This window comes from Streptomyces sp. NPDC057253 (assembly GCF_042669125.1).
In the GTDB taxonomy this organism is placed as follows: domain Bacteria; phylum Actinomycetota; class Actinomycetes; order Streptomycetales; family Streptomycetaceae; genus Streptomyces.
Genome location: NZ_JBHUXV010000018.1, coordinates 41,225 through 66,619 on the forward strand (window position 1 = coordinate 41,225; position 25,395 = coordinate 66,619).

At 70.9% G+C, this 25,395-nt stretch carries 20 protein-coding genes; 9 read left to right on the top strand and 11 right to left on the bottom strand.

Features of this window, described 5'->3' with window-relative positions:
* Positions 1-205 precede the first annotated feature (205 nt).
* The gene (locus ACFULQ_RS12690; protein WP_383542010.1) at positions 206-814 is read left to right on the top strand and encodes a TetR/AcrR family transcriptional regulator; all 609 of its coding nucleotides are present in this window, start codon (positions 206-208) and stop codon (positions 812-814) included.
* 345 nt (positions 815-1,159) lie between these two features.
* On the opposite strand, the gene ACFULQ_RS12695 is transcribed toward ACFULQ_RS12690, so the two are convergent.
* From ACFULQ_RS12695 to ACFULQ_RS12710, 4 genes are read right to left on the bottom strand one after another with little or no spacing between them, the layout of a single operon-like run.
* Positions 1,160-1,975: an ATP-binding cassette domain-containing protein gene (locus ACFULQ_RS12695; RefSeq protein ID WP_383542013.1), complete on the bottom strand. Its 816-nt coding sequence runs from the start codon at positions 1,973-1,975 to the stop codon at positions 1,160-1,162.
* Positions 1,972-3,723 carry an ATP-binding cassette domain-containing protein gene (locus ACFULQ_RS12700; protein WP_383542015.1) on the bottom strand — a complete coding sequence of 584 codons (1,752 nt, stop codon included), beginning with the start codon at positions 3,721-3,723 and terminating at the stop codon, positions 1,972-1,974. Before ACFULQ_RS12700 ends, ACFULQ_RS12695 begins: the two co-directional genes overlap by 4 nt.
* Complete coding sequence (locus tag ACFULQ_RS12705; RefSeq protein ID WP_383542017.1) at positions 3,720-4,664, bottom strand: ABC transporter permease; 945 nt, start codon at positions 4,662-4,664, stop codon at positions 3,720-3,722. The genes ACFULQ_RS12700 and ACFULQ_RS12705 overlap by 4 nt, the downstream gene beginning before the upstream one ends.
* A gap of 10 nt (positions 4,665-4,674) precedes the next feature.
* Positions 4,675-6,261, bottom strand: coding sequence for an ABC transporter substrate-binding protein (locus tag ACFULQ_RS12710; protein WP_383542020.1), 1,587 nt, complete (start codon positions 6,259-6,261; stop codon positions 4,675-4,677).
* 426 nt (positions 6,262-6,687) lie between these two features.
* Here ACFULQ_RS12710 and ACFULQ_RS12715 point away from each other — a divergent pair, with 426 nt between their 5' ends.
* Both ACFULQ_RS12715 and ACFULQ_RS12720 read left to right on the top strand, forming a co-directional pair.
* On the top strand, positions 6,688-7,305 hold the full coding sequence (locus ACFULQ_RS12715; protein ID WP_383542023.1) for a TetR/AcrR family transcriptional regulator: 618 nt from the start codon (positions 6,688-6,690) through the stop codon (positions 7,303-7,305).
* On the top strand, positions 7,302-7,439 hold the full coding sequence (locus tag ACFULQ_RS12720) for a hypothetical protein (RefSeq protein WP_383542024.1): 138 nt from the start codon (positions 7,302-7,304) through the stop codon (positions 7,437-7,439). Before ACFULQ_RS12715 ends, ACFULQ_RS12720 begins: the two co-directional genes overlap by 4 nt.
* A 282-nt stretch (positions 7,440-7,721) precedes the next feature.
* Here the strand turns inward: ACFULQ_RS12720 and ACFULQ_RS12725 are convergent, their stop codons facing one another.
* The 6 genes from ACFULQ_RS12725 to ACFULQ_RS12750 form a co-directional block, all read right to left on the bottom strand.
* Positions 7,722-10,385: a family 78 glycoside hydrolase catalytic domain gene (locus ACFULQ_RS12725; RefSeq protein WP_383542027.1), complete on the bottom strand. Its 2,664-nt coding sequence runs from the start codon at positions 10,383-10,385 to the stop codon at positions 7,722-7,724.
* Between the two features lie 80 nt (positions 10,386-10,465).
* On the bottom strand, positions 10,466-11,812 hold the full coding sequence (locus ACFULQ_RS12730) for an MFS transporter (protein WP_383542029.1): 1,347 nt from the start codon (positions 11,810-11,812) through the stop codon (positions 10,466-10,468).
* A 258-nt stretch (positions 11,813-12,070) separates the two neighbouring features.
* Complete coding sequence (gene uidA, locus ACFULQ_RS12735; RefSeq protein ID WP_383542031.1) at positions 12,071-13,882, bottom strand: beta-glucuronidase; 1,812 nt, start codon at positions 13,880-13,882, stop codon at positions 12,071-12,073.
* A gap of 42 nt (positions 13,883-13,924) precedes the next feature.
* Positions 13,925-14,740 (bottom strand): SDR family NAD(P)-dependent oxidoreductase, encoded by an 816-nt coding sequence (locus tag ACFULQ_RS12740; RefSeq protein WP_383542033.1) that lies wholly within the window; start codon positions 14,738-14,740, stop codon positions 13,925-13,927.
* A 26-nt stretch (positions 14,741-14,766) separates the two neighbouring features.
* On the bottom strand, positions 14,767-15,969 hold the full coding sequence (locus ACFULQ_RS12745) for a glycoside hydrolase family 1 protein (protein ID WP_383542036.1): 1,203 nt from the start codon (positions 15,967-15,969) through the stop codon (positions 14,767-14,769).
* Positions 15,970-16,237: 268 nt separating this feature from the next.
* The gene (locus ACFULQ_RS12750; protein WP_383542188.1) at positions 16,238-16,852 is read right to left on the bottom strand and encodes a TetR/AcrR family transcriptional regulator; all 615 of its coding nucleotides are present in this window, start codon (positions 16,850-16,852) and stop codon (positions 16,238-16,240) included.
* 380 nt (positions 16,853-17,232) lie between these two features.
* Here ACFULQ_RS12750 and ACFULQ_RS12755 point away from each other — a divergent pair, with 380 nt between their 5' ends.
* From ACFULQ_RS12755 to ACFULQ_RS12780, 6 genes are all read left to right on the top strand, one after another.
* Positions 17,233-18,051 carry an alpha/beta hydrolase gene (locus ACFULQ_RS12755; RefSeq protein WP_383542038.1) on the top strand — a complete coding sequence of 273 codons (819 nt, stop codon included), beginning with the start codon at positions 17,233-17,235 and terminating at the stop codon, positions 18,049-18,051.
* Positions 18,048-18,875 (top strand): SDR family NAD(P)-dependent oxidoreductase, encoded by an 828-nt coding sequence (locus ACFULQ_RS12760; RefSeq protein ID WP_383542041.1) that lies wholly within the window; start codon positions 18,048-18,050, stop codon positions 18,873-18,875. Before ACFULQ_RS12755 ends, ACFULQ_RS12760 begins: the two co-directional genes overlap by 4 nt.
* Before the next feature lie 139 nt (positions 18,876-19,014).
* Positions 19,015-19,992, top strand: a complete 978-nt coding sequence (locus ACFULQ_RS12765; RefSeq protein ID WP_383542044.1) for an alpha/beta fold hydrolase — start codon at positions 19,015-19,017, stop codon at positions 19,990-19,992.
* A 14-nt stretch (positions 19,993-20,006) separates the two neighbouring features.
* Positions 20,007-20,486, top strand: a complete 480-nt coding sequence (locus ACFULQ_RS12770) for a cupin domain-containing protein (RefSeq protein ID WP_383542046.1) — start codon at positions 20,007-20,009, stop codon at positions 20,484-20,486.
* A 124-nt stretch (positions 20,487-20,610) separates the two neighbouring features.
* Positions 20,611-21,450 carry an alpha/beta fold hydrolase gene (locus tag ACFULQ_RS12775; protein ID WP_383542190.1) on the top strand — a complete coding sequence of 280 codons (840 nt, stop codon included), beginning with the start codon at positions 20,611-20,613 and terminating at the stop codon, positions 21,448-21,450.
* 34 nt (positions 21,451-21,484) lie between these two features.
* Positions 21,485-22,318: an alpha/beta fold hydrolase gene (locus ACFULQ_RS12780; protein WP_383542049.1), complete on the top strand. Its 834-nt coding sequence runs from the start codon at positions 21,485-21,487 to the stop codon at positions 22,316-22,318.
* Positions 22,319-22,344: 26 nt separating this feature from the next.
* Here the strand turns inward: ACFULQ_RS12780 and ACFULQ_RS12785 are convergent, their stop codons facing one another.
* The gene (locus tag ACFULQ_RS12785) at positions 22,345-25,254 is read right to left on the bottom strand and encodes a BTAD domain-containing putative transcriptional regulator (RefSeq protein WP_383542052.1); all 2,910 of its coding nucleotides are present in this window, start codon (positions 25,252-25,254) and stop codon (positions 22,345-22,347) included.
* Positions 25,255-25,395 lie beyond the last annotated feature (141 nt).

Sequence of the window (25,395 nt, forward strand, 5' to 3'; positions counted from 1 at the left end):
GGCGGAACCGACCGTCCCGGGAGGGCACAAGCGATCTGACACCTGTCAGATTAGCCTTATTCTGACAGGTGTCAAGTAAGGTGTGATGAGGCCCTAAGCTGGGGCCGAGTCCCAGACAGCCGGGGCGATCGGTGAGGAGGCAATGGTGGGAGCCAGAACAGAACCCGCCCGGCGGCCGGGGCGTCCGGGCGCGGACACACGTGCCGTGCCCGACGAGCAGAGCATTCTCCACCGAGGCCTGGAGGCCTTCGCGGAACTGGGCTACGACGGCGGTTCCGCGCGGGAGTTGGCCCGTCGCCTCGGGGTCAGCCACAATTTCATCAACGACCGGTACGGATCGAAGGCGGCCTTCTGGCGCGCGGTCGTCGACTCCGCCCTGCGCGCACAACTGGCGAACCTGCCCGAGGCGGACCCCGCGCTCGACGACGCCGAGCAACTGCGCCTGCTGATCGCGGGCTTCTACCGGAGCGCGGTCGACACACCCCTGGTCGGACGGGTCCTCATCAACGAGTTCTCCCAGGACACCGAGCGCCTTGACTACCTCTACGAGCGGTACATCGAGCCGACCCTCCAGCGCATGCTGCCCAGCATCGAACGGCTGGTCGCCGCCGGCCGCATGGCGCCCATCCCGCTGGACGTCCTCTTCTTCGCCGTCATCCCTCCCGTCTCGGGGATGCTGGACGGCCCCCTGGCCCGCCGCCTGGGCAGGCCGGATCCCTCGGCACAACAACTCACCGCCACGGCGGAGTTGCTGGCCCGTCTGGTGGTCAACGGCCTTCTCGCCACGGGGGCGGAGGAACGCGGAGAGTCCTGAAGCGCCGTGGTGCGGAGTACGTGAGTGGCGTCGACTGGCAGCGGCCTCATGGCCCCCGGCCCGGTTACGGGCGCGCGCCGGCCTCGCCAAAGGAGTCGACCGCCACCCCGTACGCCGCGCCCGCGTCCAGGCGCGGCAGGTCCAGGGCCATCGGCCGTACACCAGTCGGCTGTTGTGGAGCCGGCGCGGCCGGCGGTCGTAGCGGACGTCCGGCCCGACGGTGCGGGCGCGCACCTGAGACAGGGCCGCTCGGTCTCCCGAGCCGAAGCCCCGGACCCCGCTGACCGTGAGACCGCTGTCGGACGGGAGTCGGCCGCCGATCATCCTGACGCGGCGGTCACGGCCTCACAGGCGTTGCCGCGCCGCGCGACGCCTCCGCTGTTCGGCCGGGTCCGCGACCGGTGCCGCCAGCAACAGCCGTTGAGTGTACGGGTGTTCAGGGCTCGTCGTGATCTCTCCCGCCGGGCCGGTTTCCACGATGTCGCCGCGGTGGATGACGCCGACACGGTGGCTGACGTGCCGGATGACCGCGAGGTCGTGCGAGATGAACAGGTAGGCGACGCCCGTGCGGCGCTGGATGTCGACGAGCAGGTCGAGCACCCGGGCCTGGGTGGTGAGGTCGAGCGCGGAGACGGGCTCGTCGCACACGATGAGCCGGGGCGCCGGGGCCAGCGCGCGGGCGATCGCCACCCGCTGGCGCTGACCGCCGCTGAACTCCCGCGGCAGCCGCTGCGCGGCGTCGCCCGGCAGTCCCACCTGGTCGAGGAGCCGCGCCACCCGCTGCCGGGCCTCGCTCGCCGCGGTGCCCTGCACGACGAGCGGTTCGCTGAGGATGTCGCCGATGGTGAGGGCCGGGTTGAGCGAGGAGTACGGGTCCTGGAACACCACCTGGATGTCCCGGGCCAGGGCGCGGCGCTCCTTGCCTCGGGCGTGGGTGATGTCGTGTCCGTCGAAGCGGACCGTACCGCCGCTGGGCGCGACCAGGCCGAGCACGGACCGGCCGATGGTCGTCTTGCCGGAGCCCGACTCGCCCACGACACCCAGGGTTTCGCCCTGCCCCACGGTGAGCGACACACCGTGGAGCACCTCGTGCGGGCGGGCCCGGAAGCCGCGCCCGGGGTAGGTGACGCGCAGCTCGCTCACCTCCAGCAGCTTGGTCATCGCTTCTCCGTTTCGAGCGCGGCGGCGGCCGGCGGGTCGGTACGCAGCGTGCTCTCGTCGAGGATCGAGTCCAGGAGCCGTCGCGTGTACGGGTGTTGGGGCGCGGCGAACAGCTCGCCCGTCGTGCCGGTCTCGACGACCGTGCCCTCCCGCATGACGGCCACCCGGCCGCAGATGTCCGCGACGACGCCGAAGTTGTGGGTCACGAGCAGCACGGCCATGTTCAGTTCCCGCTGGAGGTCGCGCAGAAGGTCGAGGATCTCGGCCTGGACGGTGACATCGAGGGCCGTCGTCGGCTCGTCGGCGATGAGCAGCAGGGGACGGCTGGCGACGGCACCCGCGATCAGGACGCGCTGTGCCATCCCGCCGGAGATCTGGTGCGGGTAGGAGCGGAAGGTGCGCTCGGGTTCGGTGATGCCGACTCGGGCGAGGAGCGCCAGGACCCGTTCGCGGGCCTCGGCCCTCGACATGGGGGTGGCGGCCCGCACGCCCTCGACGAGCTGGGCGCCCACCGTGCAGGACGGATCCAGGTTGGACATCGGCTCCTGGGGGACGTACGCGATGGACGTGCCCCGTACGCTCCGTAGTTCGCGCTCGCTCAGGCCCAGCAGTTCGCGGCCGTCGAGGCGGATCGAACCGCGTGTGACGACCGCCTCCGCGGGCAGCACGCCGAGCGCGGCGAACGCGGTCTGGGTCTTGCCGGAGCCGGACTCGCCGACCAGCCCCAGGGTCTCCCCGGCCGCCACGCTCAGGGTGACGCCGCTGACGACCTCCTTGAGCTCACCGGTCGGGGTCCGGTAGGCGATCGCCAGGTCGTCGACGGTGAGCAGTCCGCCGGCGGCCTCGTGCGCGGCCGGCGGCCGGTAGGAGGTGGCGGTCACGATCCGCACCGGCCGGGGGCGCCCGCCCTCCAGGGCGTCCCGCAGCGCGTTGCCCAGCAGCACCAGCGAGGCGGTGATGATGCCGAGGGCGAGGCTGGGCCACAGGAACTGCAACGGTTCCTCGTAGAGGTTGGTGAATCCCTCGGAGATCATCGCGCCGAAGCTGGGTACCGTGTTCGAGCCGACGCCCAGGAAGGCCAGGCCCGACTGGACGGCGATCGAGGAGCCCGCGAGGAACGCCGTGGCGATGACCACCGGTCCGCGCACCACGGCGAACACGTGGCGGCGCAGGATCCGCCGGTCGGGCAGCCCGGAGACCCGTGCGGCGTCCACGTACAGCTCGTTGCGCACGCCCAGGACGAGATTGCGTACGAGGCGGTGGACGCCGGGGGAGAGCAGCACCCCGAAGATCAGCATGGTGGCCTTGTAGTCGCCCTTGGTCACCGGCATCAGGACGATGAGCAGGAGCAGCCCGGGGAAGGTCATGATCAGGCTGAAGAGCCATTCGGTGACCGAGCGCACCCGCCGCCCGAAGTAGCCCCCGACCAGTCCGGACGTGATGCCGATCGCGAGGGCGATGCTCGCGCCGATGAGCGCGGAGACCACGCTCGTGTTCACGGAGAACAGGAGCCGGGCGTAGATGTCGCGGCCGCTCTTGTCGCCGCCGAGCAGGTAACCGTGCTCGCCGACACCCGCGTTGACCGCGTCCAGATTGGCCTGGTTGGGCCCGTGGTCGGTGAGGACGGGGGCCAGCAGCCCGAGCAGCACCACGACGGTGAGCAGGCTCGCGCTGATCACGGCCTGGGGGTCGGCGAGCAGGCGGCGCAGGGTGGACCGGCGGCGCGTGTCCGCGGTGGGTGTCGTCAACTGACCGTCCTCGCCTTCGGGTTGAGCCAGCCGCCCAGGAGGTCGACGACGAGGTTGACGACCACGACCAGCAGCACGCCGAAGAGGCTGATGCCCATGATGATCGGCACGTCGCCCTGGAGGGAGGCGTTGAACGCGTACTGGCCGAAGCCGGGCAGCGCGAAGATCTGCTCGATGATCAGGGCGCCGCCGAGCATCTGGATGAACTCCAGGGACAGCACCGTCAGGGCCGGGCCCGCCGCGTTGCGCAGGGCGTGGCGCAGCACGATCGAGCGGGTGGGAATGCCCCTGGTGCGCAGGGTGCGGACGTAGTCCTTGCGCAGTTCGCCGATCATCGCGCCGCGGATCTGCGAGGTGAGACTGGCGACCCCGCCCATCATCAGCGCGACCACCGGGATCGCGATGGAACTCGCCCAGCGGGCCGGACTCTCGCCGAAGTCGGTGTAGCCGGTGGCCGGGAACACGTGCAGCCTGATGGCGAAGACGTAGACCAGCGCGATGGCGACCAGCAGGCTCGGGACGAGGTAGCCGATCATCGCGGCGCCCTGCGCGAAACGGTCGACGGCGCCGCCGCGCGCGGCGGCGGCCACCCCGAGGGCGACGCTGATGAGCGAGGTGGCGAGCAGTGCGACGACGACGATCGACAGGGTGACGCCGAGCCGGGCGGTGATGGCCGAGCGGACCGGCTCGCTGGTGAAGTAGGAGGCGCCGAGGTCACCGCGGACGGCGTGCGCGAGCCAGTCGCCGTACTGCACCGCCAGCGGCCGGTCCAGGCCCAACTGTGCCTTCTGGGCGGCGACTTGCCCGGGTGTGGCGCCGTTGCCGAGGACGCTGCTCGCGACGTCGTCGAAGGACGTGCTGAGCAGCAGGAACGTGATCATGGTCACCAGGACCGCGAGCACCAGGCCCGCGGTCAGGCGACGCAGCACATAGAGCGTCATGGGCGGCGGTTCACCCTTCGGACCGCGACGCGCCGGTCACGCCGAACTGCCGGATGGTGGCCATCGTCGAGGAGCCGTCGCCGAGATAGCTGATGCCCTTCTTGGTGGCCCAGTCGGTACCGAGGTAGAAGACGGGCGCCAGCCACGCGTTCTCGACGCCGAACTCGTTGATCTCCCGGTAGATCCCTGCCGCCTTGGCCGGGTCGAGCTCCTTGGACGCCTGGTCGAGGAGGCCGGTGAGCTTCGGGTCGGTGGAGTGGAAGACATTGCGGAAGCCGGCCGCGCTGTAGAAGCTGCGCGTCATGATCGCGTCGGAGGCGAGGCCCTCGACGAGCAGGAACATCGGGTACTTGCCGGACGCGACGGCGGTGGTGGTCTGCTGTGCGGGCACCGGCTCCCAGGTCACCTTGACGCCGATGTCGCCGAGGGCCTGGGTGAAGAGCGGCTCGAAGGACTTGGTGAAGACGAGACTCGGCATGGTCACCGAGAAGCCGTTCGGGTAGCCGGCCTCGGCGAGCAGTTTCCGGGCTCCGGCGACGTCGTAGGGGTACGCCTTGTTGAGGGCCTCGTCGTAGGCCCCGCCCTTCGGGTTGAACAGCTGGTCGGTGGCCTTGCCGGAGCCGCGCAGCACCTGGGTGACCATCTTCTGCCGGTCGAAGGCCATGTTGATCGCCTTGCGCACGCGCAGGTCGCCGAGCGGCTTCAGCTTGGCGCCGGCGCGGTCGGCGAGGACGAGGAAGGCGCCCGCGGTGGCCTGGACGTGCGTGATCTGGAAGCCGGCCGCCTTGAGGGCAGGCAGCTGGGAGACGTCGGCGGTGCCGGCGTTTGTCTCGCCGGCCTTGAGGGCGTTGGCCGAGGCGGTGGGGTCGGTGATCACACGGATCTTGACCGTCTTGAAGGGGTAGGCCTTCTTGTTCCAGTAGTCGTCGCGCCGGTTGAGGACGTACACCGAGCCGTTGACCGTGGCCTTGGTGTCGAGGGTGTACGGGCCGGAGCCGACCGGGTTCAGGGTGGTGCTCTTGTCTCCCATCGTCTTCGGGTCGCCGATCACGCCGGGCGACGTCGACAGGGCGCCGAGCAGGGAGGCCTCGGGCCGGGAGAGCTTGATGACGACCGTCGAGGCGTCGGGTGCCTCGACCGACGCGATGGCGGCCAGCGACAGCTGGCTCTGGCCGGGTGTCGAGCGGATCCGCTCCAGGGTGGCCTTCACCGCGTCGGCGTTCACCGGGTCGCCCGAGCTGAACTTCATGCCCTGACGGAGCTTCAGGGTGAGCGTGCGCCCGTCGGCGGAGTACGACCAGCTCCGCGCGGCTCCGGGATGCAGTTCGCCCTTGTTGTCCTGGAGCAGGAGGGTGTCGAAGATCGAGTCCCAGACGTAGGTCTGCTGGCCTTCGACGAGTTGGGCGGGATCGAACGAGTTCGGGGTGCCGAGGATGGACAGGGCGAGGGTCGCGTCGGTGCCGGTCCCCGACGTGGTGGCCGGGCTGCTGTCGCAGGCGGCCGTCGCCAGCAGGGTGGCGGCGGTGACGGCCACCAGAGCCTGGGACCGTCGACGGGGCCGTGGCCCGGGCCGGGAAGGCGAGAAGCGGATGCGCATGGGCGGATTCCTTCGTCCTGGAACCTGAAGAGCCGAGGCCTTCGTCAGTGCGTCGGTGTGTGGGTGGTGATGCGCGGGGTGCACGAGAGCCGGCCGACGCATCTGTGGGGGTGGATGTGCGGCGGTGCCCCGTGAGGCCGGCATGCGGGTGGTGAGCGGAGGGACGCGGCGGTCGAACCGCCGATGCCTCCCGTCACGCGAACAGTTACCACGTGGTCGGATTTCATTCGGAAGGTAAGCCCCTGAGGGAGGCGCGGGAAGTCGGGGGAGCGTGTTCGTAATCAGAGCGTTACCTGGCGCGAAACGGCCTGTCCCCGCCTCTTGTGTTCGCCGCGTCTGCCGGTCAGACTCCGTGCAGGCGTGAAAATCTAAGATCTGGAAGGTTTTTGGTGTTGTGATGCCGGATCCGGGAAGAGGAAGCCCACGGTGACCCAGGCCAGAGCCCGCGGTCCGTACACCAAGACAGCCGCCAGACGGGCCGAGATCGTCAGAGCGGCCCGCGAGAGCTTCGCGGAGCACGGGTTCACGAAGGCGTCGCTGCGTGACATCGCCGAGCGGGCCGGTATCACCCACGCCGGACTGCTCCATCACTTCCGCAACAAGGACGACCTGTTGGCCGCCGTGCTCGCCGAACGGGACATCGAGGAGCGGCGTTACGCCGAGTCGCGGGTGCCGGACATGGACCATCTCGCGCCCTACCTCGGGGACATGCTGCGCCACCACCAGGAAGCCCCCGAACTGATGCGCCTGTGGATCGAGCTCGCGGCGGCCGCCTCCCGGCCGGAGCACCCCGCGCACGGCTACTTCGCCGAGCGCTACGCCTGGGGCCGCGACCGGTTCGCGCAGGGCATGCGGGGGAAAGCCCGCCGTGGAGAGCTCCACCCGGCACTGGCCCCCGACGAAGCGGCCACCGTGCTCCAAGCCGTGCTGAACGGCTTGCAGTTGCAGTGGCTGCTCGACCAGGATCTCGACATCGTCGGCCCGATCCGGGCGTTCATGCGCGTGACCCTGCCCCAGGCCGCGGAACCGGGGGACGGACCATGAGCGCCGGCACGCCGGTGGTGCGGCTGTACGGCGTGATCGAGGCCCTGGAGAGGGGTGGTTCGGACAGGCGAACTGGCAGCGTTCGCAAGGGCGTTGCGCTCGCCAGGGTGGGCGCGCCTTCGCCGTCCGCCTGAACGCGGCTGTCCGGGAGCGGTGCAGGGTGGGAGTCCGGATCGGCCACCGCGACCACACCGCGTGGTGTCGCGGCCGGGCGGCGCCTGCGCGTTCGACGTGCTGTGGGACCTGATCGGCCCCGAGGCCCTCGCCGAGGTGGACGTCTGCTGGGCCGCCGCTCGACGGGACAAACCCCGGCCGACCGCTTCGCCTTGCTCGTGACCGCCCGCCAGGTCCCGGCGGGCGGCCCGACCAAAACCTGGACCTGACAGGACGCGGCCCTCGCCCTCCCCGACGTCGGTTCAGTCCGTTGCCCGCACCCGGCGAGTGGCGCTGAACCTCCCGCAGGGAAGCGGCTCCACGACCGTGCCGTCGGGGAAGACGATGCGGGCGGTGGAGGCCGGTGGGACGTCGACGGTGATGGTGAGCAGGTCATCCCTCACCCGCCATTCGACGCCGATCGTGCCCTGCGGGGACTCGTGCGTACCCCGGGCCCAGGGCACCGAGGGGTGGGGGACCGGCGCGACCTCGAAGGACTCCCAGGCGATCGCTCCCGGTGTCTGCCGCAGTCCAAGGACGTGGGTGTGCAGGAACCGGATCACGGCGCCCTTGCTGTAGTGGTTCAGGGAGTCGTGCGCGGCGCCCGTGTCGTCGACGCCCTCCCAGTCCTCCCAGACGGTCGTCGCGCCGCGGTCGAGCATGTACCTCCAGGAGGGCGCGGTGCGCTGGAGGAGCAACTCGTAGGCGACGTCGGCATGTCCGCTGTCGGCGAGCACGGGAAGGAGGTCGCCGGTCGAGAGGAAGCCGGTGGTGAGATGGGTCCCGGCCGCGCGGATCAGCTCGACCAGCCGTGCGGCGGCCGCCTCGCGCAGTGCACGAGGGACGAGCCCGAGCGACAGCGCCCGTACATAGCCGGCCTGGGTGTCGCCGGCAGTACGTCCGTCCGGGGCGAGGAACTCGGTGCGCCAGGCGTCGCGGATCCGCTCGGCGGTCGCGGCGTAGCGGTCCGCGTCCCCGGGGCGGTCCAGCACGCGTGCGACGCGGGCCAGGGTCGCCGTCGACCGGTACAGGAACGCCGTGCCGACCTCGCCCTTGTCTGCCAGGAACCAGGCGACCGGGTCGCTCTGGACGGGGTCGATCCGGGTGCCGTCGGCCGCCTTCGTCTTCGGTTCGGTCCATTCGCCCCAGTGGAAGGAGCCGTCCCAGAGGTACCGCTCGTGGGGCAGCGGCTCCGCCGAGCGTTCGGCACGGGAGGGGTGGCGGGCGCTGCGGGCGGTGTTCAGGGCCCACTCCACCCAGCGGACCATCGCCTCCAAGTTCTCGACGAGGACCTCCCGGTCGCCGTAGGACTCGTACAGCTCCCACGGAACGGCGACGACGGCGTCTCCCCACCCCGCCGAACCGGTCATCATGGCGAACTGGTCGTCCAAGTGCTTCTTGATACGGCGTCCGTCGGGCGAGAAGTTGGCGATCCGGCCGTCGGGCAGCTGGTCGTCACGCACGGAGCGGAGCCATTTGCGGCTGAACCCCAGGACGTCGTACAGACGTGTGGCGGTGGAGACGAAGACCTGGTAGTCGCCGGTCCAGGCGAGGCGTTCGCGGGTCGGGCAGTCGGTGGGCACGTCGACGGCGTTGCCCCGGAAGCTCCAATCGGCGATCTCGTGAAGGCGGTTGAGGTCTTCGTGGCCGCAGCCGAAGCTGCCGGTGCGGCGCAGGTCGGAGTGGACGACGCGCATCACGAGGCTCGCAGGGTCGAGCGGGGCGCCCTCGCGGCGGAGGCGTGCGTAGCGGAAGCCGTGCACGGTGTGGCGCGGCTCGAAGGTCTCGCCGTGGCCCGCGGACACGGCTTCGTCGCGCTGCACGAAAGGAATCGGCGCCTGGCCCGGCCGCCTGGCGTCCAGGTGAGCGGTCGTCAGGTCACCGTCGGGTCCCACGTGTTCGCCGTAGTCGATGACCGTGCGGGTCCCGGCCGGGCCCAGATCACTCAGACGGATCCAACCGGACGCGTTCTGGCCGAAGTCGGCGACCCAGAGCCCGTCGTCGACCTGCCGGACGGACTTGGCGGGGCGCGATTCCACGACCCGCACCGGTGGTGCCGGTGACCAGTCGATCGAGGGTGCCTCGACCTGGTCGACGAGGACCGGTTGCCCGGTGCCCGCTCCGACGCGGAAATCCGTGGTCTGCCCGTCCATGAGGTCGGCCCGGGTGATGGCCGACTCCGTGCTCGTCCATGTGCCGTCCGTCCGCACGACTTGCACGTCGCCGTCCTCGTGCACGAGGTGCAGTTCGGCCCGCACACCGGTGACCGTGCCCCAGCCGGCCGGCTGGCGGAAGGCGCCCACCTGGCCCCGGTACCAGCCGTCGGACAGCAGGATCTCGATCCGGTTCTCACCGGGGACCACGGCGGCCGTCACGTCGTGGGCCTGGGCGTGGAGCGTGCGGTCGTACGAGGTGGACCCGGGCGAGAGTTCGGCGGTGCCGGCCCGCTCGCCGTTGACGAAGGCCTCGTACACCCCGAGCGCTGTCGCGTACAGCCGGGCCGAGCGCACCGACGACCGGACGGGGAAGCGGACCGACAGGAGATAGGCGGGGCGCCTGCCGTAGCCGCGATCGACGGACTCGGGGGGACTGATCCAGCGTGCCCGCCAGTCGCTGTGGAGCAGGCCGCTCTCGAAGGCGTGCCACGGGGACCACGGTGAGCGGTCGCCGGTACGCAGGGCCCGGACCCGCCACAGCACCCGGCGGCCTCCGGCCAGCGCGGCCCACGGCCAGGGCAGGAACCGGTGGCCGCCGACGGCGGTGGTCACGGTGGGGAGGGCTTCGCCGTCGACGGTGCACTGCACCTCGTACGCCACCGGATGCGCCGCGTCCGACGGCGGCTTCCACGACAGCCGGGGCGTGGGCCCGGACACGGGGAAGTCGTCACCGCCGTTGTCGATGCCCAGGTCGTACGGTGTGTCGCGCATGCTGTGCCTTCTCGGAACTCGGTGTGGCGGCGGGCTGTTTCTCGGGGATCGGGAAGGTCGATGATCGGGGGCGGGCGGGCTCATCGAACCGACTTGATCTTGAACTTCACGATGAGGCCGCCGAGCAGGGCCAGAACCGCGCCCAGCAGATAGAGCTGCGTGTAGTTCTTCTCGCCGCCGGTGCTCATCCCCAGGGTGATCACGAACGGGGCGATCAGGGGCGCGACGGCACTGGGGATCTTCTGGGCGAAGCCGACGACGGCGAGGTAGCGGCCGGCCTCGGCCCGGTCCGGCAGGACGGCGAACACGATCGCCTGGTCGACGGCGCTGAACAGCGCGATGGCGAACTGCATCAGCACCGCGCCGACGACCAGTTGGGGCAGGGAACGGGCGAAGGCCTCGGTGACGGCCCCGGCCACGAACACCCCGGAGCCGATCAGGGCGAACAGCTTGCGCCGGCCGAGCTTGTCGGAGAGGAAGCCGCCCCCGATCGCCCCGCCGGCCGCGGCCACCACGCCGACGGTCCCGATGACGGCGACGATCCCGGCGACCTCCTTGACCGGCAGGTCGAGCCGCTGCGCGTAGAAGAAGGTGCCGAAGGCGGTGTTGAAGTACAGGCCGACGAAGAAGACGAAGCGGCCGAGCCAGTTCCAGCCGAAGTCCGGGTACTTACGCGGGTCGAAGCCGTAGCTGGCGACCATGTTCCGCACCGTCACCCCGCCGCCGCGCACCAGGACGCGGGAGTCGCCCTCGGGCTTGAGCACGGGGAAGAGCACCACGAGGGCGGCACCCAGGACGCCGGGGACCAGGAACACCAGGAACGTGCTGGAGGCCACGGCGTACGCGAGGCCGATGCCGATCACCGGCGCGATCTGGGTCATGACGCTGGTCAGAGCGGAGATCCGGCCCCGCTGCTCCTCGGGCACCCGGTCCGCCTGGACGTTCTGGATCGCCTGTCCGGCCGTCGACCAGCCGATCATGCCGACCACCCAGGCCAGGCCCAGCAACAGGACCGACGGCGCGAGCGCGACCCCGACGAGCGCAACGGTGCCGAGCAGGGCGCCGCCGACCATGAAAGGGGTGCGGCGGCCGAGCCGGGAGCGCATGCGGTCGCTCCAGAGGCCTATCAGCGGACTGAGGACCAGGTAGGTGACCTGGGCGGAGCCGGTGACGTATCCGAGGCGCTCCTCGTGGCCGGGGGAGAGGTCGTCGATCCGCACCGCGAGGGAGTAGGAGAGCGGGACCATCAGGGCCAGGGAGCCGCCGAAGCTGGCGAGCATCAGCCAGAGGAGGTAGCTCCGGCCGACCGTCTGGAGAGGGGGTGCCTGGATCTCGGGTGTCGTGGGCTGACCTGCGGGGTCCTCGGGGGCGTCGTCCAGCGGGGTCGGCGGCACCACCATGCTGACGTCCCGCTCTTCGTGAGGCATGCGGACTCCTTTGTCCATGGGCGGAGGCGACTGCGGTGACGACCGCAGCGGGCGGTGTGGGGTCCGGTCCGGTCGCGCCTGTCGTCGCTCCATGGGCTGGTGCGGCTTGCGGCGGCTGTGAGGGTCGTCCCTGGGGCACAACCGGTACGCGCCGCGTGCTGCGAGACCCTTGGGGGTGGATCGACCGCAGGGCGGCCGACCCGGAGCCCTGACAGGCGCTCCGGTCGGCCTCCCCGCGCACGGGGCGTGGCGTGGCCGTCAGTCGGCCGAGGACGGGCCGGGCTTGTGGCCGGCGAGGCCGTGCCAGCGCCGGCGCAGGGCGAACGCGGCGGACTTGGGCTTGCGGTCGCGGGTGAAGACACCCTTCTTGTTGCCGTCGACGCGGTGGATGCCCGGCGAGGTCTGGAAGTCGGCGAAGTTCCACACGTGCTCGCCGACGAACTCGGGGATGCGGTCGAAGACGCGGTGGTACATGGCGAGGAAGTCGCTCTGGTACTCCTCGCTCCATGGCGCGTCCCACACGGAGTGCAGGCCCGGCTGGGTGTCGGCACCGTACTCGGACATCATCACGGGCTTGCCGAAGCGCTGGACCCAGCCGCGCAGATCCTGCTCCAGGTACCCCTCGGCGGTCGCGAGGTCGCCGGTGAAGAGGTACCAGCCGTAGTAGCGGTTAATGCTCAGCACGTCGAACAGGTCGCCGATCAGGTCGTTCTGCGGGGTCGCGAACATGACGGCGGAGTAGGTGAGGGGCCGGGTCGGGTCGAGTTTGCGGGCCAGTTCGACCAGCGGTTCGAAGTACTCGCGCGCGCCGTCCTCATTCGAGGCCGGTTCGTTGGCGAGGGACCACATCACCACGCTCGGGTGATTCTTGTCCCGGTCGATGAGTTCCCGCAGATGCTGGGCGTGGACGTCGCGCGTGGTTCCACCGAAGTTCTCCGGCGCGAAGGTCGGTGTCGGCGGCACCCCTGTCAGACCGCCCTGGACCCCCAGGTTGAGTCCGACAGCGGCGGTCTCGTCGATGACGACGATGCCGTGGCGGTCGGCGAAGTCCAGGACCTCCTCGGCGTAGGGGTAGTGGGAGGTGCGGAAGGAGTTGGCTCCGGTCCACTGCATGAGCTGGAAGTCATGGACGAGGTAGGCGTCGTCGTGGCCCTTGCCGCGGACGGGGGTGTCCTCGTGCTTGCCGAAGCCGGTGAAGTAGAACGGCTCGTCGTTGATGAGGAAGTCGGTGCCCCGTACCTCGACGGTCCGTACGCCGACGGACTGGGTGTAACTGTCCAGGGTCTCGCCGTCCACGGCCAGTTCCACGACGAGGTCGTAGAGATAGGCCGCGCCCGGCTGCCAGAGCGTGACGTCCTCGATGCGCAGGACGCCCTCGGGGCCCGCACCCTCCGCGACGGTCCGTCCGGTCTCGTCCAGCACGCGCACCCGGACGGCGACCGAGTCGGCGTGCGCGCCGCCGGTCTCCACGCGGTAGCCGACGGTGCCGGCCGTGCCGTCCCGGCCGGTGACGACGGTGACGTCGTCGACGTACGTGGTCGGTGTGCTGTAGAGGAGGACAGGGCGTGCGATGCCCGCGTAGTTGTAGAAGTCGTGCAGGTACGACTGCCGTTCGCGACCGTCGGGACCGGTCGTGACCGTGCCGGGCGGGATCGTCACGTTCGTGAGCCGGTTGTCGACGGCGACCGTCAGTCGGAACTCCGTGCCGGGGGCGACGAACCCGGTCAGGTCCGCCTCGAACGGCGTGTAGCCGCCGCTGTGTTCGGCCACGAGCAGGTCGTCGACGTAGACCTGGGCGGCGTGGGTGACGGAGCCGAAGCGCAGGACCACGCGTTCGCCGGTCCAGCCGCGCGGTACGCGCACATCCCGCTGGTACCAGACGACGCCAACGTGGTCGCGGATCTCAGGATCCACGAACAGGTCGTTGTAGCTGGCGGGCACGGGGACTTCGAGCGGTGAGTCGAGCCGGGTCGTCCACGGATCGGCGCTGACCCGGGTGTCGAGGGCGAACCGCCACAGGCCGTCGAGGCCGACGAGGTCGCGGGTGGGGGTGGCACGGGGCGAGAGCATGGGAGTCCTAGCGGGAGTTCGGAGCGGTGGGGGCGTCGTACGTCATGCCGTTTCACCGGCGTCCGCGAGGAGCGTGCTGCCGGTCATGAAGGCCGAGAGGTCGCTGGCGCAGAACAGCACCACGCGGGCGATGTCGTCGGGCACGCCGAGCCGGCCGAGCGGCCCGGGTTGCATCACGGACATGATCGTCTCGGAGTCCACGCCGGCCTCCGCGGCGGCCGCCAGGTTTCCCTCGGTCGGCACGAACGTCGGCGCGACGCCCAGTACCCGGATGCCCAAGGGGGCGAACTCCAGGGCGAGTTGGCGGGTCAGCCCGCGTGCCGCGTGCTTGGAGCCGACGTAGGCGGCGAGGCCGGGGGCCGTGCCGCGGAACCCGGCCGTGGAGACGACGTTGACGATGACGCCTCCGTGTCCGGCCTCGCTCATCCGGCGCGCGGCCTCCCGGGAACCGAGGAAGACCCCGCGGGTGTTGACGGCGAAGACCTCGTCGAAGGCCTGGTCTGACATCTCCAGGGCGGGGACGCTGGGGAAGATCCCGGCGTTGTTCACCCAGATGTCGATCCCGCCGAGCTCCCGGACCGCCAGGTCGGCGGCGGCCGACACGCTGTCGGGGTCGGCGACGTCCAGAGGTGCGGCCAGGGCACGGCCCCGGCCCAGGGCGCCGAGTTCCCCGGCTGCGGAGGTGGCGAGTTCGTCCTGGATGTCGGCGACGACCAGGTCGGCTCCGGCTTCGGCGAGCCGCTCGGCGACGGCCCGGCCGAGCCCCTGCCCCGCGCCGGTCACGACGGCACGCCGTCCGGACAGGGAGACGAGTTCGGCCAGGGACTTCGAGGAGACGTCGGGTACGGATACCTGCACGCTGTGTCCTTGGTGTGAGGCGATGGTCAGATCCGGCCGCGGCGGGCGGTCTCGCCCAGCCAGGCCAGTGAGGGCTTGGGGCGACGCTCGAACGTCTCGCGGTCCACCGCGACGAGGCCGAACGTCGGTGTCCAGTGGCCCCACTCGTAGTTGTCGAGCAGGCTCCAGTGCAGATAGCCGCGTACGTCCACTCCGTCGGCGATCGCCTTGCCGAGGTGCTCCAGGGCTTCGCCGGTGTAGGCGATACGGCGGGTGTCGTCGCCGGTGGCGATGCCGTTCTCGGTGATCAGGATCGGCAGCCCGCCGGTGACCTCGGCGGTGTGCCGCACGGCGATGCCCAGGGCGTCGGGCCGGTATGCGGTGCCCACGAGGGTGTTGTCGGGGTGCGGCGGGTAGGGCTCGATGCCGTCCGGGCCGACCCATTGACTGGAGTACGACTGCACGCCCACGAAGTCGTCGCCGCGCGCTCCCTCCAGGTAGAGGTCCTCCCAGACGTGCTCCAGCCCCCGCTTCTTCTCCTCCGAGCCGGGGCGGGCGACGAAGGCGCGGTTGGCCACCGTCCAGCCGACCTTGGCGTCGGTGCGCTCGCGCAGGACGTCCCGGGCGGCGTGGTGGGCGTCGACGAGTCGTGCGCCGATGCCGGGATCGGGGGCGGGCAGGGCCGGTCGTGGGCCCTCGTTGTCGAGGGTGGGGCTCTGCCACTCTCCGTCGGCCTGCGGGTTCTGGAAGGCCCGGGCCATGCCGACCATGATGGCCAGCATGTTCGGCTCGTTCATGGTGACGACCCACTCGACGCCGTCGAGGATCGGCGTCACCGTCTCGACGTAAGTCCGGAACCGGTCCACCGCGCGGTCGCCGAGCCAGCCGCCCTCCTCGGCGAACCAGCGCGGGCTGGTGAAGTGATGCAGGGTCACGACCGGTGTCAGACCGAGCTCGAAGGCCGTCTCGATCATGCGCCGGTAGTGGGCGAGTTCGGCGCGCGAGACCAGGCCGGGGAGCGGCTCGATCCGTGCCCACTCGATCCCGAAGCGGTAGGCGTTGAGCCCGGCGTCCGCGAGCAGCTGCATGTCCTCGCGGTAGCGGTGGTAGCTGTCGCAGGCGTCGCCGCTGCGCTCCATGCCGGGGATGCGTCCTTCGTTCGCCCAGAAGTCGCTGTTGAGGTTGTTGCCCTCGATCTGGTGCGGGGCCGTGGATGCGCCCCAGAGGAATCCGGGAGCGAGTTCGGTCATCGTCGACTGCCTTCCTGAGCGCCGGGGCGATTCCGCGTGTCCTGGTGAGCGGTTCCGTCCGGGCGATGCCAACACTTACCATGTGGTTGGTTTTCGCTGGAACGTAAACCGGGATCAAGGGAGAGGGAAGCCCGCAGGGAGGTTTCGTGACCTGAGCGTTACATGGTGGGGTGTGGGATGGCATGGCGGAGCGGCTCACCGGTGAGGGGCCGGTGCAGCGGGGCATGGGTGAGGCGGGAGGCCGGCGTCAGTGGGACGCCGGCGTCGCTCAGGCGGTGTCGTCCGAGTCGTCCTGGGTGAACAGCAGGCGTACGAAGTCGGTCACCGGTCCCACGATGTCGAGGTCCTGCTGAAGAACCCACTGGAGTTGAAGCCCGTTGAGCATGGCCTGGAAGAGGACGGCGGCACTCTCGGGGGTGACGCCCTCGCGGAGCCGGGCGCGGACTGCCCCCTCGGGGAGTCCATCGACGAACTGGGCCCGGCTGCGTTCGTACCGTTCGACGAAGTAGGTGTGGGCGGGGTGGTCGGGGCGTGAGGCGGCCGCCGCGAGCTCGATCCACAGCCGGATCAGCTCGGGGGCCCGCTGATGACTCTGGATGAGCCCGGCGAGGTAGGGCCCGAGCTGGTCGATCCCCTCGACCTCGTCCAGGCCCTGCCGCCATTCCTCGGAGTCCCGCTGTGCGAGCACCTCGGCGAGGAGTTCGTCCTTGTCGCGGAAGTGGTGCAGGAGACCGGCGTGCGTGATCCCGGCCCGTTCCGCGATGGCGCGCAGGGAGGAGTTGGCGTAGCCGTGCTCGGCGAAGCAGTCACGCGCCGCGCGAACGATCTCCGCCCGGCGGGCCGCCGTCTTGGCGTACGGCCCACGTGTCTTGGCCCGGTCCACGATGCGATCACCCTCCTCGACGAAGCGCCTCAATCATCCCCTGTAGATCGGACTGCGACGTACGCGGCCTCAGGGGGCGTGGCGAGGTCTTCCTCCTCGCCCCGCAGCGGGCAGCGGGCATGCTGCGCACGCATGGCTCCGGTGCCGACGCGTACCCGCGGCCGGGAGCGCCGGAGCGCCGGAGCGTCGGAGCCCTGGAGTCCTGGAGCCCCGGAGAGGACCCTGCTGGAGTCCCTGCGGATCGGCGCGGATGTCCTCGGGTCATGTGGCGTCCACGCCTGAACCCCTGGGGTGCCTCCCCGGTGCGAACGCACCGGGTTCCCGGTTTCGTGTGCAGAAGCCGGATGAAGAACAGCCATCCAAGAAAGCAGGGCCCCGCCATGACCGACACGCTCCCCGTGGTCTTCATCCACGGACTCTGGCTGCACAGCGCCTCCTGGCAGCCGTGGACCGACCTGTTCCGCGAAGAGGGCTACGAACCGTCCGCGCCCGGGTGGCCCGGCGACCCGGACACCGTCGAGGAGGCGCGCCAGAACCCGGAGAGCATCGCCGGCCACGGCATCGACGACGTCGTAGAGCACTACGCGGCCCTGATCGAGGACCTGCCCGTGCGGCCCATCGTGATCGGTCACTCGTTCGGCGGGATGATCGCTCAGAAGCTGCTCGGCCAGGACCGTGCCGCCGCAGCCGTCGCGATCGACGCCGCGCAGATCAAGGGCGTTCTGCCCCTGCCGCTGTCCGCGCTGAAGGCGACGCTCCCGGTCTTCAAGTCCCCGGCCAACCGGCACCGGTCGGTCTCCCTGACCGCGGAGCAGTTCCGGTTCGCGTTCGGCAACGCCATCGCGGAGGAGGAATCGACGGCTCTGTACGAGCGCTGGACCATCCCCGCGCCGGGCAAGCCGCTGTACGAGGCCGCCTCCGCGAACTTCAACCCCCACTCGCCGGCGAAGGTCGACACGAAGAACAGCGGACGAGGCCCGCTGTTGCTCATCTCGGGCGGCAAGGATCACACCGTGCCCGAGGTCGTCACCCGCGCCACCCTCAAGCAGTACCGGCACTCCGAGGCCGTCACCGACATCATCAACTTCCCCGACCGCGGGCACTCGCTGACGATCGACGGCGGCTGGCGCGAGGTCGCGGACACCGTTCTCACCTGGCTGCGCCGGCAGAGCCTCGGGACCGAGCGGACCGAGCGATGAGCGCCCGTCCCCAGCCCGCCGGAACCTCCGGGGCCGACGCGGGTGTGGCCGGTCGGACCGTCGTCGTCACCGGAGCCGGGCGCGGCATCGGGCTGGCCGTCGTCGAGGCCTTTCTCGCGGCCGGGGCCCGCGTCGTCGCGGGATCGAGGGAACGCACCGAAGCCCTCGACGAGCACGTGAAGCAGGGTGCTCGGCTCACCGTCGTGGAGGTCGACCTCGCGACGCCCGACGGTCCGGCCGCGCTGGTCGCCGAGGCCGTCGCGGTCCACGGCGGCGTCGATGTCCTGGTGAACAACGTCGGAGCGGTGCGGCCGCGGGTCGACGGCTTCCTGAGTGTGACGGACGAGGACTGGGACTGGACGTTCACGGTCAACTTCATGGCCGCCGTCCGCGCCACCCGGGCCGCACTGCCGCACCTGCTCGCTACCGGCGAGGGACGTATCGTCACGGTCTCCTCGGTCAACGCCCGGCTGCCGGACCCGCTGGTCATCGACTACAGCGCGGCGAAGGCAGCACTGACGAACTTCTGCAAGGCCCTGTCCAAGGAAGTGGGACCACACGGCGTACGGGTGAACACCATCGGTCCCGGCCCGGTGGAGACGGCCCTGTGGCAGGGTGCGGGCGGTGTCGCCGCCACGGTCGGCCAGGCCCAGGGCGTCGATGCCCGGGACGTGGCCCGTGGCGCGGCGCAGCAGTCGGTGACCGGCCGCTTCACCCGGCCGGCCGAGGTGGCTGATCTCGTGCTCTTCCTCGCCGGTCCCCGAGCGGCCAACATCACCGGCGCCGACTTCGTCATCGACGGCGGCCTAGTCGACTCCCTCTGACCGACCAACCGACCGACACGGAACGGCACGGCACGGCGGGACCGAGCCCGCTGCGCCCACCTCGCGCTGCTGGGAGAGATGAGTGAGATTACGCCTGCCCGGATCCGGCCTGTCCAGATCCCGTGTGCCCAGATCCCGTATGCCCAGATCCCGCCGCCTGACCGCCGCGGTCCTCGCCCTGGCCGTCGGCCTCGGCGCGACCAGCCTCACGGCCGCGGCCGCCGCCAAACCGGCATCGTCGGCCGGCGAGCGGATGCCCGTCGGCTTCAGCGAGCACAAGACCCAGGTCGCCGGAACCGGCATCCACTACGTGATCGGCGGCCACGGCCCGACCCTGGTCCTGATCCACGGCTACCCCCAGACCTGGTACGAGTGGCACGGCATCATGCCCGCGCTCGCCAAGCACTACACCGTCATCGCTCCGGACCTGCCCGGTGCCGGCCACAGCGACGCGCCGGCGTCCGGCTACGACAAGAAGACCATGGCTGCCAAGCTGCACACACTCCTTGTGTCGCTCGGCAAGGACCACGACGTGAACGTCGTCGGCCACGACATCGGCACGATGGTCGCCTATTCCTACGCCGCCCAGTACCCGCACAGCGTCAGCAAACTCGTGCTCAGCGAAGCCCCGATCCCGGACCAGGGCATCTACGAGTTCCCGGCGCTGACGGCCAAGGGCCCCGGGGTGTGGAACTTCGGCTTCTTCTCCCTGCGGACCGGCCTTCCCGAGAGCCTGATCCAGGGCCGCGAGCTGACCTGGACGACCGGCTTCATGCGGGGCATCGCCGTACACAAGGACGCCCTGACCACGGACGAACTCCAGGTCTTCGCCTCCTACCTGCGCGACCGCGCCCACCTTGAAGCGAGCTTCGCGTGGTTCCGGGCGTTCCCACAGGACATCGCCGACAACGCGCGGTTCCGGAAGAAGCCCCTGGCCATGCCCGTCCTCGCGGTCGGCGCCGACGGCAGCCTCGGTTCGTCGGTCGGGAAGCAGGTACGCCGGTACGCCACGCACGTCACCCCGGTCGTCGTCCGCGACTCCGGCCACTGGATCTACGAAGAGCAACCCGAAGAGATGACCGACCTGCTGCTGCGTTTCCTGGGCAGCCACCGATGACAACAGGAGCGAAGTTGACCGGCTTCTTCCCCGCCTTCGGACCGACGCCCGAGCGCGAACCCTTCTGGTTCCTGGGCGGCCAGGCCCGCATCCTGCTTCCGGGCACCGCCACCGACAACCGGCTGAGCCTGATGGAGTTCGCCGACCCGGTCGGCCACGCGCCCCCGCACCACGTCCACGAGGACGAGGAGGAGGTCTGGTTCGTCCTCGACGGCGAGGTGACGTTCTTCGTCGGCGACCAGCGCCACGACCTGGTGCCCGGACAGCTCGCGTACGGCCCGCGCGGGGTGCCGCACAGCTATCTGGTCCGTTCGCCCGAAGGAGCGCGCATAGCGGTGCTGTTCAGCCCTGCCCGCATCGAGGAGTACTTCCGCTCCAACGGCACCCCCGTGGCCGAAGCCGGGGACCTGCCACCGGAGTTCGATCTCGGGGCGGTTGTGGCCTCCGCCGAGGCCTTCCACCTGCGCGTCACAGGACCGCCGCCGTCTCTGTGAGCCCGCCCGTCCCGAAGGAACAGGAAAGACACCGCCCGGAAAGAGCAGGAAGAGGAGGGGGACACTCATGACAAACATCGCGCCCGACCGGTCCCGCGTCGGCGGGCAACGCCCCAGAAAGCTGATGCTGTCGGCGGTGGTGATCGGGACACTCCTCGCAGTCCCGGCATTGTCCGCCGCCACACCCGCCGGCCCGACGTCCGCCACACCCGCCGGCCCGACGTCCGCCGCGAACGCCGGGACGGCGTCCGCCACACCGAGCGCACCCAAGCCGACCGTGGTCCTGGTCCACGGCGCGTTCGCGGACTCGTCGAGCTGGGACGGCGTGACATCGCGGCTCCAGCGCCGGGGCTACCCCGTCATCGGCGTCGCGAACCCGCTCCGGGGCCTGGCCGGCGACTCGGCCTATGTGTCCAGCGTCCTGGACACCATTCCCGGGCCGGTCGTCCTGGTCGGCCACTCCTACGGCGGCGCCGTGATCACCGACGCCGCGGTGGGCCACTCCAACGTCAAGGCCCTGGTATACATCGCCGCGTTCGCTCCCGACCAGGGCGAGTCCGGGCTGGCCATCCTCGGACAGTACCCGGGCAGCACGCTCCCTCCGGCGTTGACGGTCCGGCCGTTCCCGGGCGGCCAGGACGCCTACGTCGATCCCGCGGACTTCCGACAGGTCTTCGCCGCCGACGTACCGGCCGGCAAGGCCCGGCTGATGGCGGCCGGGCAACGGCCGGTGGCGCTGGCCGCGTTCGCGGAGCCCAGCGGCACCCCGGCATGGAAGACCATTCCCTCCTGGTTCCTGGTGGCAGGCGCGGACCGCGCGATCCCGCCCGCTGCCGAACAGGCCATGGCGCGCCGAGCCGGCGCTCGCACCGAGGTGGTCCGCGGAGCCTCGCACGCGGTCCTCGTCTCGCATCCGGACGCCACCGCACATGTCATCGAGGCCGCCGCCCGCGCCACCTCCTGACCCGGCGTCACCCACCACACGAAGGGGAACCGACATGCCGTACATCACCGTCGGCCGGGAGAACTCCACCGACATCGAGCTGTACTACGAGGACCACGGAAGCGGGCAGCCCGTCGTACTGATCCACGGTTATCCGCTCGACGGCCACTCCTGGGAGAAGCAGCTGCCGGCGCTCCTGGAGGCCGGCCACCGGGTCATCACCTACGACCGGCGCGGCTTCGGCCGCTCCTCGCAGCCGACCACGGGCTACGACTACGACAGCTTCGCCGCCGACCTCGACGCGCTGCTGACCGAACTGGACCTCACCGACGCGGTACTCGCCGGGTTCTCCATGGGCACCGGAGAAGTCGGCCGTTACCTGGGCACGTACGGCTCGCAGCGTGTCTCCAAGGCCGTCTTCCTCGCCTCCCTGGAACCCTTCCTGGTCAAGACCGAGGACAACCCCGCGGGCCTCGACCAGTCCGTCTTCGACGGCATCCTGGAGGCGGTCACGAAGGACCGCTACGCCTACTTCACCGGGTTCTACGAGGCGTTCTACAACCTCGACGAGACGCTCGGCAGCCGGATCAGCGAGGAGGCCGTACGGGCGAGCTGGAACGTGGCGGCGGGCGCGTCGGCGTACGCGTCGGTGGCCTGTGTGCCCACCTGGGGCACGGACTTCCGCGCCGACGTCGCCAAGATCGACGTACCGACGCTGATCCTCCACGGCACCGCCGACCGCATCCTGCCGATCGACGCGACCGGGCGGGCCTTCCACGCCCTCCTGCCTGCGGCCGAGTACGTCGAGATCGAGGGCGCCCCGCACGGTCTGCTGTGGACGCACGCCGAGGAGGTGAACGCCGCGCTGCTGGCCTTCCTGGGTCAGTAGTCCCCGCTTCGACCCGAGGGGGCTGGTCACCCGGCCTGAAGCTTCGCCCGCACCTCGGCCGCCCACGGGGGATCGATCTCGGTGAGGATGTCCGCCGCTTGCGCCCATACGGCGCGAGCGGCGGCGTCGTCACCGCTCGCCGCGCAGGTGTCGCCCAGCCGGGTCAGGCTGCCGGCCTCGTTGTAACGGTCGCCGTTCCTGCGGAGCTTGTCGATGGCTCGCCGGTAACAGGTCTGTGCCCGCCTGTAGTTGCCCAGATGGTGATGGGCGTAGGCAAGGGTGTCCCAGGTGTTGGCCTCGTGCGAGCCACCTCGGTCGCTCATCCGTCGGTACAGCGAGAGCGACCGCAAGGCGTCGGTCATCGCCTTGTCGTAGTCGCCGAGCACCCCCTCGTACCAGGCGATCGCGTTCATGGCGTCCGCCTGCCCGCTCAGGTGTCCGGCGAGGCGGTAGAGGTCAAGGGCGTGCCGGGTCTGCCGGATCGCCTCGTCGTGCCTCTCGGTGCGGGTCATCACCCAGCCGAGAGCGCGCCAGGTGTGCGCCTGGCCGAGGTCGTCGCCGAGGGCCTCGAACCGGGACAGGGCCTGGTGCAGGTGGTCTTCGGCCTCGCGGTAGCGGCGCAGCAGTGAGCAGGCGCGGCCGAGGCCGGCGTGGGCCTGCGCGACGCCGACCGGATCGCCGAGCTGCTCGGCCGCGGCGAGAGCGATGCGCTGGAGGTCCGCCCAGTCGTGCCAGTTCCCGAACCGCTCGTGCCCCGGGTCCAGCAGCCGCGCCAGTCGCCAGGCGTGGCCGCCGAGCCCCTCGTCCACCGCCTGCCGCGCCACTGCCGGCAGGACGAGCCGCTCCGTACCGAACCAGCTGAGGGCGGACTCGGCGTCCCGCAAGGTCACCGGAGTCCCCGTCGTCTCCGTCGTCTCCGTCGTCTCCGTCGTCCCCGGCAACGGGGTCGGCGCGGGGAAGACACCCGCCGGATCGAGCAGGGACGCGCTGGCATGCGCGGTGAGCAAATAGTGATCGAGCATGCGGCGCATCGCGTCCCGCCGTTCCTTCTCGCCGTCCTCGGCACGGGCGAGTTCGTTCGCGTACGCGCGCAGGAGGTCGTGGAAGCGGTACCGGCCCGGGGCCTCCTCGGTGAGGAGGTGCGTGCGGGTCAGTTCGGCCAGCAGGGAACGGACCCGGGCGGCCGGACGGTCCGCGAGTGCGCCGGCCGCGTGGGTCCCGATGTCCGGTCCGGGATGCAGGGACAGGAGCCGGAAGAGGCGGGCCGCTTCGCCGCTCAACGTGTGGTACGACCAGCCGAACACCGTCCGGACATCTGTCGTCGCGTCCGGGCCGTCGAAGGCGTCGAGGCTCCCGTTGGCCTCCGTGAGCTCCGCCGCGATGCCGGACAGGGAGAACGTCGGGTTCATCAGGGCGCGGGCCGTGATGATGGACACCGCCAGTGGCAGCCCGCCGCAGAGGGAGATGATCGTGTCGACGGCGGCGGGTTCGGCGGCCACGCGGTCGGCCCCGAGGCGTCGTACGAGCGACTGTCTGGCGTCCTTCGGGGAGAGCAGGTCCAGGGTGAGGGGGTGGGCGCCGCCGACGACCACCAGACTCGTCAGTCGATCGCGGCTGGTGATCAGGACCAGGCAGCCGGCGGAGCCGGGCAGCAGCGGACGTACCTGGTCGGCGTCGCGCGCGTTGTCCAGCAGAACCAGGACGCGTCGGTTCGCGAGGAGGCTCCGGTACAAGGCCGCCTGGGCCTGCGGGCTGTCGGGCATCTGCTTGCGGCTGACCCCCAGGGCCTCAAGGAAACCGCGCACGACTTCCGCCGGGTCCATGGCCGCGCCGTGCAGATCGAATCCCCGCAGATTGACGTAGAGCTGGCCGTCCGGGAACCGGTCCGCCACGCGGTGGGCGAGCTGGACGGCCAAGGTGGTCTTGCCCACTCCTGCCATGCCGCCGATGGCGTTGATCACCATGGTGGCCCCGGGCCCACCGTCGCCCGAGACGGCCGGAAGGCGGCGCAGCATGTGGTCGATCTCGGCCTCACGGCCCGCGAAGTACTTGTACGCGGCCGGGAGTTGAGCAGGCCGGGGCAGTGGCACGAGCAGGTCGTCATGAGCCGGGAAGGCCGGCGTCCGGGGGGCGGCGGCCCGGCCGGTCGAACCATCACTGTCCGAGCCTGCGAGGGGCGCCGGGGGAGTGGGGGCGGACCGTGCACCGAGTACTTCGCGGTGCGCGTCCAGCAGCTCGGAGGACGGCTCGACGCCCAACTCCTCGGCCAGGAGCACCCGGATCCTCTGATACGTCTCCAGGGCCTGGGCCTGCTGGCCTGTGAGCGCCAGCGCCCGGATCAGTCGGCTGTGCAGCGGTTCGTCAAGGGGATGGTCGTCCGCCAGGCCCTGAAGGTGAGCCAGCACCGGTTCCGTACGGCCGCAGCGCAGGCCCGCGTCGGCGGCCTCCTTGACGGTGGCCAGACGCTCACCGTCCAGTCCCGCGAACACGGGGTGGCCGCGGACCTCAGCGGGTATCCCGGCCGCCGCGTGACCGCGCCACAGCGCCAGCGCCCGCCCGTACGACTCGACGGCCCGCACGGGATCGTCCGCCTGGTCGGCGGCACGCGCCCGCGTGCGCAGGTCACGGAAGCGCAGCAGGTCAAGTGTGGTGGCGTCGACGTCCAGCCGGTATCCGCCGCCCTCTCGAAGCAGCCAGCTCCCGGTGGCCATCCGGGGCAGCCCCGGCTCCAGCACGCGGCGCAGCGCCCCCACGTAGCGGCGTACGACATTGACCGCGCTCGGCGGCGGATCCTGCCCCCACAGGGTGTCGACGACGTCCGCGATGCTGACGGGCTGGCCGGCACTGGCCAGCAGCAGCGCCGCGAACGCCTGCTGCTGCGGGGGGCCGAGGCGCAACTCGACATCGGCGCGCCAGGCGCGTACGGGACCCAGCACGGCCAAGTACACCGTCTCCGGCGGGGGTTGGCGATCCTCGCCGGAAAGACCGGTCGTGGGTGTGGCTGATGGTCTCGGCGTTTCGGCCGCGTGTGTCATGTGACGGTCGGCCGAGCACGATGACCGGCGGGCCGCGAGCCG